This is a genomic window from Pseudomonas sp. OF001 (genome assembly GCF_904426495.1).
Taxonomy (GTDB): domain Bacteria; phylum Pseudomonadota; class Gammaproteobacteria; order Pseudomonadales; family Pseudomonadaceae; genus Geopseudomonas.
Map to the genome: position 1 here is coordinate 1 of NZ_CAJGBM010000034.1, position 18,075 is coordinate 18,075.

The 18,075-nt window shown below is 71.1% G+C and carries 18 protein-coding genes; 13 read left to right on the forward strand and 5 right to left on the reverse strand.

Annotated elements, in window-relative coordinates; all coding sequences use genetic code 11:
• Positions 1–632: ISL3 family transposase (locus RA210_RS16035; protein ID WP_201487277.1), on the forward strand; the 632-nt coding region annotated here is incomplete at its 5' end.
• Positions 633–664: 32 nt separating this feature from the next.
• Here the strand turns inward: RA210_RS16035 and RA210_RS16040 are convergent.
• Genes RA210_RS16040 through RA210_RS16050 form a run of 3 tightly spaced genes read right to left on the reverse strand, consistent with a single transcriptional unit; the run spans position 665 to position 3,375 of the window.
• On the reverse strand, positions 665–1,558 hold the full coding sequence (locus tag RA210_RS16040; RefSeq protein WP_201487278.1) for a ChaN family lipoprotein: 894 nt from the start codon (positions 1,556–1,558) through the stop codon (positions 665–667).
• A 12-nt stretch (positions 1,559–1,570) separates the two neighbouring features.
• A complete protein-coding gene (locus RA210_RS16045) occupies positions 1,571–2,338 on the reverse strand; it encodes a heme ABC transporter ATP-binding protein (protein WP_201487279.1) in 768 nt (255 codons plus the stop codon).
• The gene (locus RA210_RS16050) at positions 2,338–3,375 is read right to left on the reverse strand and encodes a FecCD family ABC transporter permease (RefSeq protein WP_201487280.1); all 1,038 of its coding nucleotides are present in this window, start codon (positions 3,373–3,375) and stop codon (positions 2,338–2,340) included. Before RA210_RS16050 ends, RA210_RS16045 begins: the two co-directional genes overlap by 1 nt.
• A gap of 125 nt (positions 3,376–3,500) precedes the next feature.
• On the opposite strand from RA210_RS16050, the gene RA210_RS16055 reads away from it, so the two are divergent.
• Entirely contained in the window at positions 3,501–3,824 is a 324-nt protein-coding gene (locus tag RA210_RS16055) for a Rieske (2Fe-2S) protein (RefSeq protein ID WP_136489987.1), read from the forward strand.
• Between the two features lie 7 nt (positions 3,825–3,831).
• Here RA210_RS16055 and sfsA read toward each other — a convergent pair whose 3' ends face one another.
• Positions 3,832–4,539, reverse strand: coding sequence for a DNA/RNA nuclease SfsA (gene sfsA, locus RA210_RS16060; RefSeq protein WP_201487281.1), 708 nt, complete (start codon positions 4,537–4,539; stop codon positions 3,832–3,834).
• Entirely contained in the window at positions 4,529–5,710 is a 1,182-nt protein-coding gene (locus RA210_RS16065; protein WP_136489985.1) for a pyridoxal phosphate-dependent aminotransferase, read from the reverse strand. Before RA210_RS16065 ends, sfsA begins: the two co-directional genes overlap by 11 nt.
• A gap of 194 nt (positions 5,711–5,904) precedes the next feature.
• Between RA210_RS16065 and dksA the strand changes: the two genes are divergently transcribed.
• The 11 genes from dksA to pgi all read left to right on the forward strand — a co-directional run bounded on the left by dksA (position 5,905) and on the right by pgi (position 18,005).
• Positions 5,905–6,345 carry an RNA polymerase-binding protein DksA gene (gene dksA, locus RA210_RS16070; protein WP_136489984.1) on the forward strand — a complete coding sequence of 147 codons (441 nt, stop codon included), beginning with the start codon at positions 5,905–5,907 and terminating at the stop codon, positions 6,343–6,345.
• Positions 6,346–6,446: 101 nt separating this feature from the next.
• Entirely contained in the window at positions 6,447–7,334 is an 888-nt protein-coding gene (gluQRS, locus tag RA210_RS16075; RefSeq protein WP_136489983.1) for a tRNA glutamyl-Q(34) synthetase GluQRS, read from the forward strand.
• Between the two features lie 79 nt (positions 7,335–7,413).
• Positions 7,414–7,590, forward strand: a complete 177-nt coding sequence (locus RA210_RS16080; RefSeq protein WP_136489982.1) for a hypothetical protein — start codon at positions 7,414–7,416, stop codon at positions 7,588–7,590.
• Positions 7,574–10,528, forward strand: coding sequence for a sensor histidine kinase (locus RA210_RS16085; RefSeq protein ID WP_201487282.1), 2,955 nt, complete (start codon positions 7,574–7,576; stop codon positions 10,526–10,528). Before RA210_RS16080 ends, RA210_RS16085 begins: the two co-directional genes overlap by 17 nt.
• Positions 10,529–10,665: 137 nt before the next feature.
• Complete coding sequence (locus RA210_RS16090; RefSeq protein WP_136489980.1) at positions 10,666–12,072, forward strand: sigma-54-dependent transcriptional regulator; 1,407 nt, start codon at positions 10,666–10,668, stop codon at positions 12,070–12,072.
• A 136-nt stretch (positions 12,073–12,208) separates the two neighbouring features.
• Entirely contained in the window at positions 12,209–13,606 is a 1,398-nt protein-coding gene (locus RA210_RS16095) for a polynucleotide adenylyltransferase PcnB (protein WP_136489979.1), read from the forward strand.
• A 7-nt stretch (positions 13,607–13,613) separates the two neighbouring features.
• Complete coding sequence (gene folK, locus RA210_RS16100; protein WP_136489978.1) at positions 13,614–14,135, forward strand: 2-amino-4-hydroxy-6-hydroxymethyldihydropteridine diphosphokinase; 522 nt, start codon at positions 13,614–13,616, stop codon at positions 14,133–14,135.
• A gap of 74 nt (positions 14,136–14,209) precedes the next feature.
• Positions 14,210–15,004: a 3-methyl-2-oxobutanoate hydroxymethyltransferase gene (gene panB / locus RA210_RS16105; protein ID WP_136489977.1), complete on the forward strand. Its 795-nt coding sequence runs from the start codon at positions 14,210–14,212 to the stop codon at positions 15,002–15,004.
• Entirely contained in the window at positions 15,001–15,861 is an 861-nt protein-coding gene (gene panC, locus RA210_RS16110; protein WP_136489976.1) for a pantoate--beta-alanine ligase, read from the forward strand. The genes panB and panC overlap by 4 nt, the downstream gene beginning before the upstream one ends.
• Positions 15,862–15,874: 13 nt before the next feature.
• On the forward strand, positions 15,875–16,255 hold the full coding sequence (panD, locus tag RA210_RS16115) for an aspartate 1-decarboxylase (RefSeq protein WP_136489975.1): 381 nt from the start codon (positions 15,875–15,877) through the stop codon (positions 16,253–16,255).
• Positions 16,256–16,340: 85 nt separating this feature from the next.
• Positions 16,341–18,005 (forward strand): glucose-6-phosphate isomerase, encoded by a 1,665-nt coding sequence (gene pgi, locus RA210_RS16120; protein WP_201487283.1) that lies wholly within the window; start codon positions 16,341–16,343, stop codon positions 18,003–18,005.
• Positions 18,006–18,075: the final 70 nt, after the last annotated feature.

An 18,075-nucleotide genomic window follows, 5' to 3' on the forward strand; every position in this document is an offset into this window, starting at 1 on the left:
CGTTCTTCGAGCAACTCGGTGAGCGCTGCCAGCAGATCGAGGCTGTGGCGATGGACATGAATACGGCCTTCGACCTGGAAGTGAAACAGCACTGCCCTCAGGCCGAGGTTGTGTACGACTTGTTCCATGTGGTCGCCCGCTACGGACGCGACGTGATCGACCGCATCCGGGTAGACCAGGCCAATGCCTTGCGCCATGACAAGCCCGCTCGCCAAGTGGTCAAACAGAGTCGTTGGCTGCTGCTGCGCAACCGGGAGAACCTGAAGGAGGACCATGCCGTTCGGCTGCAGGAATTGCTGGCGGCCAACCAGCCACTGGCTACGGTCTATGTGCTCAAGGATGCGTTGAAGGAGGTCTGGTATGCGCCCAGCGTGCGGGAGGGCTGGCGGCGCTGGCGAATCTGGCTGAGACATGCCCGGGAGAGCGGCTTGGCGCCGCTACAACGCTTTGCCCGCAACCTCCAGCGCTATGCCCGGGGCATCCTCGCCAGTGCACGATTCCACATGCACACCAGCCTGCTGGAGGGGGTGAACAACCGGATCAAGGTGATCAAGCGCATGGCCTATGGCTTCAGGGACGCCGATTACTTTTTCCTGAAAATCAAGGCCGCCTTCCCCGGGAAAATGCGATGAACCCTTTTTTTGCCTGGCGGAATGGCCCCTCCTCAGCGCGCCGGGCGCAGGCCGGCGCAATGATCCTGCGGCGGCGGCGCCGGGGTGTACCAGACGAAGTCGGCCTGGTCGGCACCGACCGGCTGGCCGACTTCCGCCAGCTGCAGCACCAGCACACCCCCGCCCGCGCCCAGATCGGCCAGGTGCAGCGGCACGCCGAGATCGCGACGTACGTGATAGCCACCCGCCAGCAGGACCGCCGGGGTCGGCGCCGCCAGCAGGCGCTCGGCCATGCGCCGGTCGCGCTGCTGCTGCACCGCCAGCATGGCCGGCAGCTGCCCCGGCGGCAGCAGATCGCAGTGCGCCTCGCGGATCTGCCCGAGCAGCGCCTCGCGCACCGCCGCTGCACCCGCGGACGCCCCCGGCAACGGCGCACCCTCGCGATAGACCCGCATCACCTCGGCGCGGGTCAGGTTGGCGGCCAGCAGCGGCTCCGGCCGGGCCAGGGCATGGCGCACCAGCGCACCGTACTGCTGCCAGTCCCAGCCCTTCTGCCAGGCCAGTGCCGCCGGCAGGTCGGCCGGCCACTGGCTGCGCGCCACCCGGGCGCGCACGGCGTCGACCGACGCCTGCTGGTCGGGTTCGAGCATCTCCAGCAGCAGGCTGCCCGGTGCGCGGCGGCGCTCCAGCGCCCGCAGCAGCCACAGCTGCAGGGCGTGGTGGTCGGCATTGTCGTGCCGCTCGCCGACCAGCAGGCGTCTGGCCGGCGCCAGGCGCTCGACCAGTTGCGCCGGGGTCAGCCGCTCGCCGCTGCGCAGGTCGACGATCGCCCCCAGCTCGGCATGCCCGCGCCCCTCGGGGCCCTGCCATTGCGGCAGCGGCGGCAACGGCGGAGAGGACTGGCAGGCGGCCAGCAGGGTCAGGCAGAGCAGCAGCAGGATGCGCATCGACGTTCTTCCTCAGCGGGCGATGATCAGCGGATGGCCGCGCTCGGGGTGGCGCTGCACCAGCACCTCGAGACCGAACACGGCGCGGATGGGCTCGGGCTGCAGCACCTCGCCCGGGGTGCCCAGGGCCTGCACGCGGCCGCCGGCGAGCAGCAGCAGGCGGTCGCAGTAGCGCGCCGCCAGGTTGAGATCATGGAGGATCACCAGCACCGCCACGCCGCGCGCGGCCAGCGCCTGCACCGCCTGCAGGATGGCGTGCTGGTGCAGCGGGTCGAGCATCGCGGTCGGCTCGTCGAGCAGCAGCACCTGGCCTGCCGCGCCCGGCCACAGCTGGGCGAGCACCCGCGCCAGGTGCACGCGCTGGCGCTCGCCGCCGGACAGCGCCAGGTAGCTGCGTCCGCCCAGGTGGGCGATGTCCGCCGCCGCCAGTGCCGCGGCGACGATCTCGCCATCGCGCTGGCGGCCGCTGGCATGGGGCAGGCGGCCCATGGCCACCACCTCGTCGACGCGGAAGGCGAAGCTCAGCGTCGAACTCTGCGGCAGCACGGCGAGCCGTTGCGCCCGCTCGCGCCCGGCCCAAGCGGCCAGCGGGCGGCCGTCCAGCAGCACCCGTCCGGCGGAAGGCGCCAGTTCGCCGCACAGCGCGCCGAGCAGGGTGCTCTTGCCGGCGCCGTTGGGGCCGAGCACGCCGAACAGCTCGCCGGGGCGCAGCTGCAGGTCGATCCCGCTCAGCACCGGGCAGCCGCCACGGCACACCTGCAGGCCTTCGGCGCACAGCATCAGAATCGCTCCCGGCGCAGCAGGTAGAGGAAGAAGGGCGCGCCGAGCAGCGCGGTGAGGGTGCCCAGCGGCAGCTCAGCCGGCGCCAGCAGCAGGCGTGCGGCAAGGTCGGCGAGCAGCAGCAGGGCGGCACCGGCCAGTGCGGCGGCCGGCAGCAGCAGGCGATGGTCGGGGCCGCTGAGCAGGCGCACCAGGTGCGGCACCACCAGGCCGACGAAGCCGATCATCCCCGCCGCCGCCACCGCCGCGCCGACGCCCAGCGCGGTGCACAGCACCAGCTCGCGCTTGAGCCGCTCGACCTCGAAGCCGAGGTGGCGGGCCTCCGACTCGCCGAGCAGCAGGGCGTTCAGCGCCGCGGCGCGGCGCGGCAGCCACAGCGCCACAGCCGCCGCCACCGGCAGCAGCGGCCACAGCCGCGCGTAGCTGGCGCCGTTGAGGCTGCCGAGGTTCCAGAAGGTCAGGCTGCGCAGGGTGGCGTCGTCGGCCAGGTAGCTGAACAGGCCGATGCCGGCCCCCGCCAGCGCGGTGACGGCGACACCAGCCAGCAGCATGGTCGCCACCCGCGTCTCGCCGTCGTGGCGGCCGAGACGATAGACCAGCGCGGTGACACCAAGCCCGCCGGCGAAGGCGCAGACCGACAGCAGCCAGGGCGCCAGCCAGGCCGGCGCGCCACCGAGCAGCGCAGCACCGACGATGGCCAGCGCCGCACCGAGGGCCGCACCGCTGGACACGCCGACCAGGCCGGGATCGGCCAGCGGGTTGCGGAACAGTCCCTGCATCGCCACCCCGCACAGCGCCAGCACCGCGCCCACGGCGAGGCCGAGCAGGGCGCGCGGCAGGCGGATCTGGCCGACGATCAGCTCGGCCTGCTCCAGCCCCGCGCCCGCCAGCGGCAGGCCGGCCAGGCGCAGCAGGGCGCGCAGGCTGTCGCCCAGCGACAGGCTCACCGGGCCGAGCGCCAGCGCCAGCCAGAAGGCCAGCGCCAGCAGCAGCAGCAGGGCGGGGATCAGCACGCGGCCGGGGACGGGGGAATGCATGGCGCAAGGCTCTGCCGGGGAAATCAGCGCTGCAGGATAAGAGCCCGCAGCGGCCGCGGCCAGCCCCGACCTGGCAGGAATGCGCGACGCTGGGGATAATCGGCAGACACGAGGGGGGAATCGGAATGGATCAGCAGCGCCTGTGCGACAGCCAGCAACTACCCGAAGGCGCCAGCCGGGGCGCCAGCATTGCCGGTACCAGCCTGCTGCTGGTGCGCCGCGAGGGCCGGGTGTACGCCTACCGCAACCGCTGCCCGCACCGCGGCATTCCGCTGGAGTGGCAGCCCGACCAGTTCCTCGACGACAGCGGCAGCCTGATCCAGTGCGCCACCCATGGCGCGCTGTTCCTCATCGAGAGCGGCGAGTGCGTGGCCGGGCCCTGCGCCGGGGAAAGCCTCGCGGCGCTGGCCTGCCGCGAGCAGGACGGCGGTATCTGGGTCACCCTGTAGCCGCTGGCTAGAGCAGCACCTCCAGGCGCCGGGCCAGACGGATCTCCTGCGGCGACAGCTCGGCGCCGTAGGCCAGCACCTCCACCCCGGCCGCCAGCGCCTCGCGCAGCGCCGCGGCGTAGTGCGGGTCGATCTCCTGCGCCGGCCGCACCGCCCGGGCGCCCGCCAGGTTGACGCAGTACAGCTGCACCGCCCGCACGCCCTGGCGCGCCAGGGCGGCCAGCTCGCGCAGGTGCTTGCTGCCGCGCTCGGTGCGCGCATCGGGGAAGGCCGCCACCGGCGTGCCGGGAAAGCCCAGGGTGACGCTCTTCACCTCGACGAAGGCGACGCCTTCGGCATAGTCGAGGCGGAAGTCGGCGCGGCTGTTCTCCACGCCGTAGCGCACCTCGCGGCGCAGCCCGGCGAACCCGGCCAGCTCGGCGATGACGCCGGCGCGCAGCGCCTCCTCGACCAGAGCATTGGCTCTGGCGGTGTTGACGCAGGCCAGGCGGCCCTGCGGCGTCTCGCTCAGCTCCCAGGTGCCGGGCAGCTTGCGCTTCGGATCATTCGAGCGACTGAACCACACCCGCCCGCCCTCGGCCATGCAGTTGAGCATCGAGCCGGTGTTCGGGCAGTGGATGGTCAGCGTCTCGCCGGCCGCGGTCTCGATGTCGGCGAGGAAGCGCTTGTAGCGACGCAGCAGGCGCCCCTCCTCCAGCGGCGGGTCAAAGCGCATCGGGCCGCCAGGTCCTCAGGCCGCGGGCGATGCGCTCGACCGCCTGCTCCAGGCGCGGCACGCCCTGGGTGTAGGCGAAGCGCACGTGGCGGTCGGCCAGGTGGCGGCCGAAGTCCAGCCCCGGGGTGATGGCCACGTGCTCGGTCTCCAGCAGATGCCGGCACAGCGCGTAGGAGTCGCCGCCGAACGCCGAGACGTCGGCGTACAGGTAGAAGGCGCCCTGCGGCTCGACGGCGATGCGAAAGCCCAGCGCGCGCAGGGCCGGCAGCAGGTAGTCGCGGCGGCGGGCGAACTCGGCGCGGCGCGCCTCGAGGATCGCCAGGGTCTCCGCCTCGAAGCAGGCCAGTGCGGCGTGCTGGGCCACGGTCGGCGCGCTGATGTAGAGGTTCTGCGCCAGCTTCTCCAGCTCCGGCACCGCATCCTGCGGCGCCACCAGCCAGCCGAGGCGCCAGCCGGTCATGCCGAAATACTTGGAGAAGCTGTTGAGCACGAAGGCGCCGTCGTCGACTTCCAGCACGCTGGGGGCATCGAGGCCGTAGGTCAGGCCGTGGTAGATCTCGTCGACCACCAGGTGGCCGCCGCGCGCGCGCAGCGCGGCCGACAGCGCGGCCAGCTCGGCGCGCGACAGCACGGTGCCGGTCGGGTTGGCCGGCGAGGCGACCAGCGCGCCGACGCTGTCGGCCTCCCAGTGGCGCTCGATCAGCGCGGGGCTCAGCTGGTAGTTGTCCTCGGGCCCCACCGGCACCAGCCGGGCATCGCCCTCGACCAGGCGCAGGAAGTGGCGGTTGCACGGATAGCCGGGATCGGCGAGCAGCCAGTGCTTGCCCGGATCGACCAGCAGGGCGCTGGCCAGCAGCAGCGCGCCGCTGCCGCCGGGGGTGATCAGGATGCGCTCGGGACTCACGCTCACCCCGTAGCGGCTGGCGTAGAAGCCGGCCAGCGCCTCGCGCAGCGCCGGCAGGCCGCGCGCCGCGGTGTAGCGGGTCTGCCCGGCGGCCAGCGCGGCCTGGCCGGCGCGCACGATGGGCTCGGCGGTGGCGAAGTCCGGCTCGCCGATCTCCAGGTGGATGACGTCGTGGCCGGCGGCCTGCAGCTCGTTGGCGCGCGCCAGCAGGGCCATGACGTGGAAGGGTTCGATGGCGCGACTGCGCGCACTGTAGGACGGAGCCATGCGGCCCTCCTCGATAGGGCAAAAGCGGATTCTAGCCAACTGTCACACGCCGTGGCAGAGCGTGTGCGCCCCGGACTGGCATCCACCCGGCGATTCTGGTAGGTTCGCCCGCTTGCAACCGCAGGGACGGCTAAAATGCCGCTGATGGACACAACCTGCGCACGGGATCAGCGAACGTGAGAGGCGGACAGATCATGCCGACCAATACCCAAGACAAAAGCACCCAGATCCGCAGCTTCGAGCCCTACCAGGAGACTCCCGGCGAGGAGTACATGGGCGACAAGATGCGCGCCCACTTCGTCGGCATCCTCAACGGCTGGAAGAAGCAGCTGATGGAGGAAGTCGACCGCACCGTGCACCACATGCAGGACGAGGCCGCCAACTTCCCCGATCCGGCCGACCGCGCCAGCCAGGAAGAGGAGTTCAGCCTGGAGCTGCGCACCCGCGACCGCGAGCGCAAGCTGATCAAGAAGATCGACGAGACCCTGCAGCTGATCGAGGACAACGAGTACGGCTGGTGCGACTCCTGCGGCGTCGAGATCGGCATCCGCCGTCTCGAGGCGCGGCCGACCGCCACCCTGTGCATCGACTGCAAGACCCTCGCCGAGATCAAGGAAAAGCAGCTGGGTTCCTGACCCGCGACGGGGCGCCACGGCGCCCCGTGCTGTTTCCGGCCCCTGCCGACCCGCGCGGCACGGGCCGCTGTCGCTCCGCCCTTCCAGCCGAATGCCCGCCGATGAGCCCAGCCACCGCCTACACCGGCCGCTTCGCCCCCACGCCCAGCGGCTACCTGCACTTCGGCTCGCTGGTCGCCGCCCTCGCCTCCTGGCTCGACGCCCGCGCCGCCGGCGGCCGCTGGCTGCTGCGCATGGAGGACCTCGATCCGCCGCGCGAGGTGCCCGGCGCCCAGGACGCCATCCTGCGCACCCTGGAGACCTACGGCTTCGAATGGGACGGTCCGGTGGAACGGCAGAGCGACCGCCACGGCGCCTACGCCGCCGCGGTGGCCGACCTGCTGGACCGAGGCCTGGCCTATCCGTGCAGCTGCTCGCGCAAGCAGCTCGAAGGCCACGCCATCTACCCCGGCACCTGCCGCGATGCCGCTCGGCCGCTGGCGGACGCCGCGATCCGCCTGCGCGTGCCGGATGCCGAGTACCGCTTCGTCGACCGCGTGCAGGGCGCATATGCACAGAACCTGGCCCGCGAGGTCGGCGACTTCATCATCCGCCGCCGCGACGGCCTGTACGCCTACCAGCTGGCGGTGGTGCTCGACGACGCCTGGCAGGGCGTCACCGACATCGTGCGCGGCGCCGACCTGCTCGACTCCACCCCGCGCCAGCTGTACCTGCAGGAACTGCTCGGCCTGCCGCAGCCGCGCTACCTGCACATCCCCCTGCTGCTGCAGCCCGACGGCCACAAGCTCGGCAAGTCCTACCGCTCGCCACCGCTGCCCGCCGACCAGGCGCCCGCCCTGCTCGCCCGCGCCCTGCGCGCCCTCGGCCAGCAGCCGCCGGCAGGACTGGAGCAGGGCAGCGCCGCCGAGGTGCTGGCCTGGGGCGTACGCCACTGGCAGCCGGCCGCCATCCCGCGCCGGACCGGCCTCGCCGAAGCACAGCTGCACTGACGGCGCAACCCGACCGTTACCGGCTTCTGCTTCTCCCGCACCTCCGTTACCATCCGGGCATCCCAAGACGAGGCACCTCATGTATATCTACCGGCTGGTCCTGCTCCTGGTGGTGGGGATCTACCTGTTCTCCCCGGCCATCATGGACTGGTGGATCGACCCCAACGGCGCCTGGTACCGGCCGTACATGCTCTGGCTGATCCTGATCGTCGTCACCTTCATCCTCCAGAGCCAGCGCGATGCCGACGAGCTTTGACGTTTCCCATCTGCTGCTGATCAGCTCGGTCTATCTGGTGGTGCTGTTCGGCCTCGCCTGGCTGACCGAACGCAGCCCCCTGCCGCGCGCGCTGGTGCGCCACCCGCTGGTCTACACCCTGTCGCTGGGCGTGTACGCCAGCGCCTGGGCGTTCTACGGCGCGGTGGGCCTGGCCTACCAGTACGGCTACGGCTTCCTGGCCATCTACCTGGGCCTGTCCGGCGCCTTCCTGCTCGCCCCGGTGCTGCTCTACCCGATCCTGCGCCTGACCCGCACCTACCAGCTGTCCTCGCTGGCCGACCTGTTCGCCTTCCGCTTCCGCAGCACCTGGGCCGGCACCCTGACCACCCTGTTCATGCTGGTGGCCGTGCTGCCGCTGCTCGCCCTGCAGATCCAGGCGGTCGCCGACAGCATCGGCATCATCACCGGCGAACGCGTGCAGACCCGCGTGGCGCTGGGCTTCTGTGCGCTGATCACGCTGTTCACCATCCTCTTCGGCTCGCGGCGCATCGCCACCCGCGAGCGCCACGAGGGCCTGGTGCTGGCGATCGCCTTCGAGTCGCTGGTCAAGCTGTGCGCGATGAGCGCCATCGGCCTGTACGCCCTGTATGGCGTGTTCGACGGTCCGGCCGGCCTCGAGCAGTGGCTGCTGCAGAACCAGCAGGCGCTGACCACCCTGCACACGCCGCTGCAGGAAGGTCCCTGGCGCACCCTGCTGCTGGTGTTCTTCGCCGCCGCCATCGTCATGCCGCACATGTTCCACATGGCCTTCGCCGAGAACCTCAACCCGCGCGCGCTGGTCAGCGCCAGCTGGGCGCTGCCGCTGTTCCTGCTGCTGATGAGCCTGGCGGTGCCGCCGATCCTGTGGGCCGGCCTCAAGCTCGGCGTCGCCACCAGCCCGGAATACTTCACCCTGGGCATCGGCATGGACGTCGGCAACCCCTGGCTGGTGCTGGCCGCCTACATCGGCGGGCTGTCCGCCTCCAGCGGCCTGCTCATCGTGGTCACCCTGGCGCTGTCGGGCATGGTGCTCAACCACGTGGTGCTGCCGCTGTACCAGCCGCCGGCCGAGGGCAACATCTACCGCTGGCTGAAGTGGACCCGCCGCGGCCTGATCGTCGCGATCATCACCGGCAGCTACGGCTTCTACCTGCTGATCGACTCGGGCCAGGAGCTGTCGCACCTGGGCACCGTATCCTTCGTCGCCACCCTGCAGTTCCTCCCCGGCGCGCTGTCGGTGCTGTACTGGCCGGCGGCCAACCGCCGCGGCTTCATCGCCGGGCTGCTGGCCGGCGCCAGCGTGTGGATCATCAGCATGCTGCTGCCGCTGATCGGCAACCTGCCCGGCTTCTACCTGCCGCTGCTGGACATGGTCTACGTGCTCGACGACACCAGCTGGCACCTGGCGGCGATCGCCTCGCTGGCGGTCAACGTGCTGGTGTTCACCCTGGTCTCGCTGTTCAGCGAGCCGAGCGCCGAGGAACAGGGCGCCGCCGAGACCTGCGCGGTGGACAACGTGCGCCGCCCGCAGCGCCGCGAGCTGGTCGCCGCCTCGCCGCAGGAATTCGCCGCCGAGCTGGCCAAGCCGCTCGGCGCGCGCACCGCCCAGCGCGAGGTGGAGCAGGCCCTGCGCGACCTCGGCCTGCCCTTCGACGAGCAGCGCCCCTACGCCCTGCGCCGCCTGCGCGACCGCATCGAGGCCAACCTGTCCGGGCTGATGGGGCCGAGCGTGGCCCAGGACATCGTCGAGAGCTTCCTGCCCTACAAGGCCGCCGACGACACCTATGTCACCGAGGACATCCATTTCATCGAGAGCCGCCTGGAGGACTACCAGTCGCGCCTGACCGGCCTGGCCGCCGAACTCGACGCCCTGCGCCGCTACCACCGGCAGACCCTGCAGGAGCTGCCGATGGGGGTCTGCTCGCTGGCCCAGGACCAGGAGATCCTCAAGTGGAACCGCGCCATGGAGGAACTCACCGGCATCGAGGCGCAGCGCGTGGTCGGCTCGCGCCTGGCCACCCTGCCCGAGCCCTGGTGCGGCCTGCTCACCGCCTTCAGCGAAGCGCCCGACGAGCACCTGCACAAGCAGCGCCTGGCCCTCGACGGCCAGACCCGCTGGCTCAACCTGCACAAGGCGGCCATCGACGAGCCGCTGGCCCCCGGCACCAGCGGCCTGGTGCTGCTGGTCGAGGACCTCACCGAGACCCAGTTGCTGGAGGATCGCCTGATCCACTCCGAGCGCCTGGCCTCGATCGGCCGCCTCGCCGCCGGCGTGGCCCACGAGATCGGCAACCCGGTCACCGGCATCGCCTGCCTGGCGCAGAACCTGCGCGAGGAGCGCGAAGGCGACGCCGAGATCAGCGAGACCTGCGCGCAGATCATCGAGCAGACCAAGCGCATCACCCGCATCGTCCAGTCGCTGATGAGCTTCGCCCACGCCGGCGGCCGCCAGCAGGCCAGCGAGCCGGTGTGCCTGGCCGACGTGACGCGCGAGGCGATCGGCCTGCTGTCGCTCAACCGCGACTACGACGTGCACTACTTCAACCTGTGCGACCCGCAGCACTGGGTCGAGGGCGACCCGCAGCGCCTGGCCCAGGTGCTGATCAACCTGCTGTCCAACGCCCGCGACGCCTCGCCGCCCGGCGGCGCCATCCGCGTGCGCAGCGAGGCCGGCGCCGACAGCGTCGAGCTGATGGTCGAGGACGAGGGGCCGGGCATCCCGCAGTCGATCGTCGAGCGCCTGTTCGAACCCTTCTTCACCACCAAGGACCCCGGCAAAGGGACCGGCCTGGGCCTCGCACTGGTCTATTCGATCGTCGAGGAGCATTATGGACAGATAACCATCGACAGCCCGGCAGACCCGGAACGCCAGCGCGGCACGCGCATCCGGATCAGCCTGCCGCGCTATGGCGGCCCGCTGGCTGCCGACACCCCGTGAAGCCGATGGACACTGCACGCGCAACGCCCGGGCGGCCACCCCGCCGGAAGCCCGGCGCGCCCTCGCCAAGCCGTCTGCAGAGACCGGCACCGACAGGATCCAGACGCTTCCGAGCACGTCGCGAGAGCTGAACAGACATGGCACATATTCTCATCGTCGAAGACGAAACCATCATCCGCTCGGCGCTGCGCCGCCTGCTGGAGCGCAACCAGTACCAGGTCAGCGAGGCTGGCTCGGTGCAGGAAGCCCAGGAGCGCTACAGCATCCCCGCCTTCGACCTGGTGGTCAGCGACCTGCGCCTGCCCGGCGCCCCCGGCACCGAGCTGATCGGCCTGGCCGGCGGCACGCCGGTGCTGATCATGACCAGCTATGCCAGCCTGCGCTCGGCCGTCGACTCGATGAAGCTCGGCGCCATCGACTACATCGCCAAGCCGTTCGACCACGACGAGATGCTCCAGGCGGTGGCGCGCATCCTCCGCGAGCGCCAGCAACCGGCTGCCGTACCGGGCGCCAGCGCCCCGGCGCCCGCCGGCGACAGCGCCGAGCCCGCCGGCGAAATCGGCATCATCGGCCGCTGCGCGGCGATGCAGGACCTGTTCGGCAAGATCCGCAAGGTCGCGCCGACCGACTCCACCGTGCTGATCCAGGGCGAGTCCGGCACCGGCAAGGAGCTGGTGGCGCGCGCCCTGCACAACCTGTCGCGGCGCGCCAAGGCGCCGCTGATCTCGGTGAACTGCGCGGCCATCCCCGAGACCCTGATCGAGTCGGAGCTGTTCGGCCACGAGAAGGGCGCCTTCACCGGCGCCACCGCCGGGCGCACCGGTCTGGTCGAGGCCGCCGACGGCGGCACCCTGTTCCTCGACGAGATCGGCGAGCTGCCGCTGGAGGCCCAGGCGCGCCTGCTGCGCGTGCTGCAGGAGGGCGAGATCCGCCGGGTCGGCTCGGTGCAGTCGCAGAAGGTCGACGTGCGCCTGATCGCCGCCACCCACCGCGACCTGAAGAACCTGGCCAAGAACGGCCAGTTCCGCGAGGACCTCTACTACCGCCTGCACGTCATCTCGCTGCGCCTGCCGGCGCTGCGCGAGCGCGAGGACGACGTGCTGGACATCGCCCGCGTGTTCCTGGCACGCCAGTGCGCACGCATGGGCCGCGAGGCCCTGCAGTTCTCGCCCGAGGCGCTGCGGGCGATCCGCCACTACAACTGGCCGGGCAACGTGCGCGAGCTGGAGAACGCCATCGAGCGCGCGGTGATCCTCTGCGAGGGCAACAGCATCCCGCTCGACCTGCTGGGCATCGACGTCGAGCTGGAGCTGGAGGACGACTTCGCCGGCGAGCTGCACAGCCTGCCGACCAGCAGCGGCAGCGAGCCGGCGGAGAACCTGTCGCTGGAGGACTACTTCCAGCACTTCGTCCTCGAGCACCAGGACCACATGACCGAGACCGAGCTGGCGCGCAAGCTCGGCATCAGTCGCAAGTGCCTGTGGGAGCGCCGCCAGCGCCTGGGCATCCCGCGTCGCAAGTCGGGCGCCGCCACCGACGGCTGAGGCGTTGCCCCACCGCCGCCTGCCGGGGTGGCCGCTACCGCCCCCGCGTTCACCATCGCCGCCAGCCAGTGCTAGAATCCGCCACCATCGCGCGGGGCCGTCCCCGCTCCCGCCCTATCCCGGTACCCTGTCGCCCATGCTGAAGAAGCTGTTCCAGTCCATCCGTTCTCCCCTGCGCCGCGCCCGCGCCGTTCGCACCACGCCGGAGGTGCTCGGCAGCAGCCAGCACGCGCTGCAGCGCGAGCAGATCAGCCGCAACGCGGTGAACGTGGTCGAGCGCCTGCAGCAGGCCGGCTACCAGGCCTTCCTGGTCGGCGGCTGCGTGCGCGACCTGCTGCTGGGCATCACGCCCAAGGACTTCGACGTGGCCACCAGCGCCACTCCCGAGCAGGTGCGCGCCGAGTTCCGCAACGCACGGGTGATCGGCCGCCGCTTCAAGCTGGTGCACGTGCACTTCGGCCGCGAGATCATCGAGGTGGCCACCTTCCGCGCCCACCACCCGCAGGGCGAAGACGACGAGGACAGCGCCCAGGCCGCGCGCCACGAGAGCGGGCGCATCCTGCGCGACAACGTCTACGGCAGCCAGGAAGACGACGCCCAGCGCCGCGACTTCACCATCAACGCCCTCTACTACGACCCGGCCAGCGAGCGCATCCTCGACTACGCCCGCGGCGTGCACGACATCCGCAGCCGCCTGGTGCGCCTGATCGGCGATCCCGAGCAGCGCTACCTCGAGGACCCGGTGCGCATGCTGCGCGCGGTGCGCTTCGCCGCCAAGCTCGACTTCGACATCGAGAAGCACAGCGCCGCACCGATCCGCCGCCTGGCGCCGCTGCTCAACGACATTCCCTCGGCGCGCCTGTTCGACGAGGTGCTCAAGCTGCTGCTGTCCGGCCAGGGCGAGCGCACCTTCGAGATGCTCTGCGACTACGGCCTGTTCGCCCCGCTGTTCCCGGCCAGCGCCGCGGCGCTGAAGGCCGAACCGGAGTACGCCGGCGCGCTGATCCGCCAGGCGCTGGCCAACACCGACGAGCGCATCCGCCTGGGCAAGCCAGTGACCCCGGCGTTCCTGTTCGCCGCCCTGCTCTGGCCGGCCCTGCCGGCACGCGCCGCGGCGCTGCAGGCGCGCGGCATGCCGGCGCTGCCGGCCCTGCAGGAAGCCGCCCACGAGGTGATCAGCGAGCAGTGCCGGCGCACCGCCATCCCCAAGCGCTTCACCCTGCCGCTGCGCGAGATCTGGGACATGCAGGAGCGCCTGCCGCGCCGCCACGGCAAGCGCGCCGACCTGCTGCTGGAGAATCCGCGCTTCCGCGCCGGCTACGACTTCCTGCTGCTGCGCGAGGAGGCCGGCGAGGAAACCGGCGGCCTCGGCGACTGGTGGACGCGCTACCAGGACGCCAGCGACAGCGAGCGCCGCGGCATGATCCGCGCCCTCAGCGAGGGCGAGGGCCGCGACAAGGCCGCGCCGCGCAAGCGCCGGCGCAGCCCGCGCAAGCGCCGCAGCGATGCGCCGAGCGGCCACGGGCAGGAGTGAGCCGGCGATGACCCGCGTCTACATCGGCCTGGGCAGCAACCTGGCCGAGCCGGTGCAGCAACTCGAGGCCGCCCTCGAAGCCCTCGGCCGCCTGCCGCAGTGCAGGCTGGCCGCGGTGTCCTCGCTGTACGCCAGCGACCCGCTCGGCCCGGCCGACCAGCCGCGTTACGTCAACGCGGTGGCGGCGCTGGACTGCGACCTCGCCCCGCTCGCGCTGCTCGACGCCCTGCAGGCCATCGAGCGCGAGCAGGGCCGCGAGCGCAAGGCCGAGCGCTGGGGACCGCGCACCCTGGACCTGGACATCCTGCTGTTCGGCGACCTGCAACTGGACGAGGAGCGCCTGAGCGTGCCGCACTACCATATGCACGCCCGCGCCTTCGTCCTCTATCCGCTGGCGGAGATCGCCCCGGATCTGCGCCTGCCCGACGGCCAGCCGCTGCAGGCACTGCTCGCCGACTGTCCGTTCGTCGGGCTGGAGCGCCTCGAACGGGCCAACGGGCCGAGAGCGGCAGAAAATGGCGCCGATTGACTTCACCGCCCCCCATCGGGACTATAGGCACCGTTTGCCCGCGCCCTTTTGCGGTGCACCACGAGGATTTCTTGATGGCTGATGTCACCCTCACCACTCTGCGTACGCTCAAGCAGAACGGCGAGAAGATCGTCATGCTGACCAGCTACGACGCCACCTTCGCCACCGCCGCCTGCGCCGCCGGGGTCGAGGTGCTGCTGGTCGGCGACTCGCTCGGCAACGTCCTGCAGGGTCACGACAGTACCCTGCCGGTCAGCGTCGCCGACATGGCCTACCACACTGCCTGCGTCAAGCGCGGCAACCGGGGGGCGCTGATCCTCAGCGACCTGCCGTTCATGAGCTACGCCACCCTCGAGCAGGCGCTGGAGAGCAGCGCGGCGCTGATGCGCGCCGGCGCGCACATGGTCAAGCTGGAAGGCGGCGCCTGGCTGTGCGAGACCGTGCAGCGCCTGGCCGAGAACGGTATTCCGGCCTGCGTGCACCTGGGCCTCACCCCGCAGTCGGTCAACGTGTTCGGCGGCTACAAGGTGCAGGGCCGCGACGAGGCTCGCGCCCGCGAGATGCGCGAGGCCGCCCGGGCCCTCGAGCAGGCCGGCGCCGCCATGCTGCTGCTCGAATGCGTGCCCAGCGCGCTGGCCGCCGAGATCAGCCGCGCGGCGAACATCCCGGTGATCGGCATCGGCGCCGGCGTCGACACCGACGGCCAGGTACTGGTCATCCACGACATGCTCGGCCTCAATCCGCGCCCGGCCAAGTTCGTGCGCAACTTCATGGCCGGCCAGGCCAGCATCCAGGACGCCCTGACCGCCTACACCCAGGCCGTCAAGAGCGGCCAGTTCCCCGCCCCCGAACACGGTTTCTCCGCATGATCACCGTCAAGACCGTCCGCGAACTGCGCGCCGCCGTCGCGCGCGCGCGCAGCGAAGGCAAGCGCATCGGCCTGGTGCCGACCATGGGCAACCTGCACGCCGGCCACGCCGCGCTGGTGACCAAGGCCGCCCAGCGCGCCGACTTCGTGGTCGCCAGCATCTTCGTCAACCCGCTGCAGTTCGGCGCCGGCGAGGACCTCGACAAATACCCGCGCACCCTCGCCGCCGACCAGGAGAAGCTGCTCGAGGCCGGCTGCAACCTGCTGTTCGCGCCGACCGCCGAGGAGATGTACCCCGACGGCATGAGCGGGCAGACCATCGTCAGCGTGCCGGGCGTCAGCGAGGGCCTGTGCGGCGCCAGCCGGCCCGGCCACTTCGACGGCGTGGCCACGGTGGTGACCAAGCTGTTCCACATGGTCCAGCCCGACCTGGCGATCTTCGGCGAGAAGGACTTCCAGCAGCTGGCGGTGATCCGCAAGCTGGTGCGCGACCTCAACCTGCCGATCCAGATCTTCGGCGAGCCGACCGTGCGCGGCGCCGACGGCCTGGCGCTGTCATCGCGCAACGGTTATCTCGACGACGAGCAGCGCGCCGTGGCGCCGCAGCTGTACCGTACCCTCAGCGAGCTGGCCGCGGCCCTGCGTGGCGGGCAGACCGACCACGCCGCCCTGCTGGCCGAGGCCGGCGCCCAGCTGCAGAATGCCGGCTTCGTTCCGGACTACCTGGAAATCCGCAATCCGCTCACCCTGCGCCCGGCCACCTCCGCCGACCGCCAGCTGGTGATTCTGGCCGCCGCCCGCCTGGGCACCACCCGGCTGATCGACAACCTGCTCGTGGATCTCGACGCCACGGCCTGACGAGGAACCCGCCATGCACTCCATCATGCTCAAAGCCAAGCTGCACCGTGTCCAGGTGACCCACGCCGTCCTGGACTACGAAGGCTCCTGCGCCATCGACGGCGAATGGCTGGACCTGGCCGGCATCCGCGAATACGAGCAGATCCAGATCTACAACGTCGACAACGGCGAGCGCTTCACCACCTACGCGATCCGCGCCGAGGACGGCTCCAAGGTGATCTCGGTCAACGGCGCCGCCGCCCACAAGGCCGGCGTCGGCCACCGCCTGATCATCTGCACCTACGCCCAGTACAGCGAGGCCGAGCTGAGCCAGCACAAGCCGTACATGCTGTACTTCAACCCGGGCAACGAGCTCAGCCACACCAGCCACGCGATCCCCGTGCAGGTGGCCTGACCGCCTGCCGTGCAGTCCCGACAAGCCCGGACCCGCTCCGGGCTTGTTGCATTCGCCCCTAGCCGAACGAAACCCGAGTCAGTCGATGGAACACTACCTCAAGCCGCTGGATGCCACCCAACAGCCCGCCTGGCAGGCCCTGCGCGCGCAGCGCGAGCGCATGCACGACTTCAGCCTGCGCCAGGCCTTCGCCGCCGATCCGCAGCGCTTCCAGCGCTACTCGCTGAGCCAGGCCGGCCTGTTCCTCGACTACTCGAAGAACCTGATCGACGAGGGCAGCCTGGCGCAGTTGCTGGCGCTGGCCGAACAGATGAAGCTGCGCCCGGCCATCGCGGCGCTGTTCGACGGCGCCGCGGTGAACGCCTCGGAGAACCGCCCGGCGCTGCACACCGCCCTGCGCCGCCCGGTGGGCGACAAGGTGCTGGTCGATGGCGTCGACGTGATGCCGGGGGTGCATCAGGTGCTCGGGCAGATGACCGAGCTGGTGCAGCGCATCCACAACGGCCTGTGGCGCGGCTGGACCGAGAAGCCGATCACCGACGTGGTCAACATCGGCATTGGCGGCTCCTTCCTCGGCCCGCAGCTGGTCTCCGAGGCCCTGCTGCCGTTCGCCCAGCGCGGCGTGCGCTGCCACTACCTGGCCAACGTCGACGGCAGCGAGTTCCACGAGGTGACCGCCAGGCTGCGCGCGGAAACCACCCTGTTCATCGTCTCCTCGAAGTCCTTCGGCACCCTGGAGACGCTGAAGAACGCCCAGGCCGCGCGGCGCTGGGTGCTCGCCCAGGGCGCCGGCGAGGCCGACCTGCACCGCCACTTCATCGCCGTGTCCAGCAACCGCAAGGCGGCGGTCGAGTTCGGCATCGCCGAAGAGAACATCTTCCCGATGTGGGACTGGGTGGGCGGGCGCTACTCGCTGTGGTCGGCGATCGGCCTGCCGATCGCCCTGGCCATCGGCATGGGCAACTTCAAGGAACTGCTGGCCGGCGCCTACAAGATGGACCGCCACTTCCTCACCGCGCCCTTCGAAGCCAACATGCCGGTGCTGCTGGCCCTGCTCGGCGTCTGGTACGGCGACTTCTGGGGCGCGCAGAGCCACGCGATCCTGCCCTACGACCACAACCTGCGCAATTTCAACCAGCACCTGCAGCAGCTGGACATGGAGTCCAACGGCAAGCGCGTGCGCCAGGACGGCAGCCCGGTGAGCTGCGGCACCGGCCCGGTGATCTGGGGCGGGGTCGGCTGCAACGGCCAGCACGCCTACCACCAGCTGCTGCACCAGGGCACCCTGATGATCCCGGCCGACTTCATCGTGCCGGTGACCAGCTACCATCCGCTGGCCGACCACCACCAGTGGCTGTTCGCCAACTGCCTGTCGCAGAGCCAGGCGCTGATGTGCGGCAAGACCCTCGCCGAGGCCGAGGCCGAGCTGCGCGCCGCCGGCCTGGCCGAGAGCGAGGTGCAGCGCCTGGCGCCGCACAAGGTGATCCCCGGCAACCGGCCGAGCAACACCATCGTCCTCGAGCGGATCAGCCCGCAGCGTCTCGGCGCGCTGATCGCCCTCTACGAGCACAAGGTGTTCGCCCAGAGCGTGATCTGGGGCATCAACGCCTTCGACCAGTGGGGCGTCGAGCTGGGCAAGGAGCTGGGCAAGACCCTCTACGCCCGCCTCACCGGCGAGGACTCCAGCCCCGCCGAGGACGGCTCGACCCAGGGCCTGATCGACCACTTCCGCTCCCGCCACCGCGGCTGAGCCCGGGGCGGCCGCCCGTGCGGCGGGCCGCCCTTGCGACGCTCCCCATCCGGGTCCACGCTGAAGGACA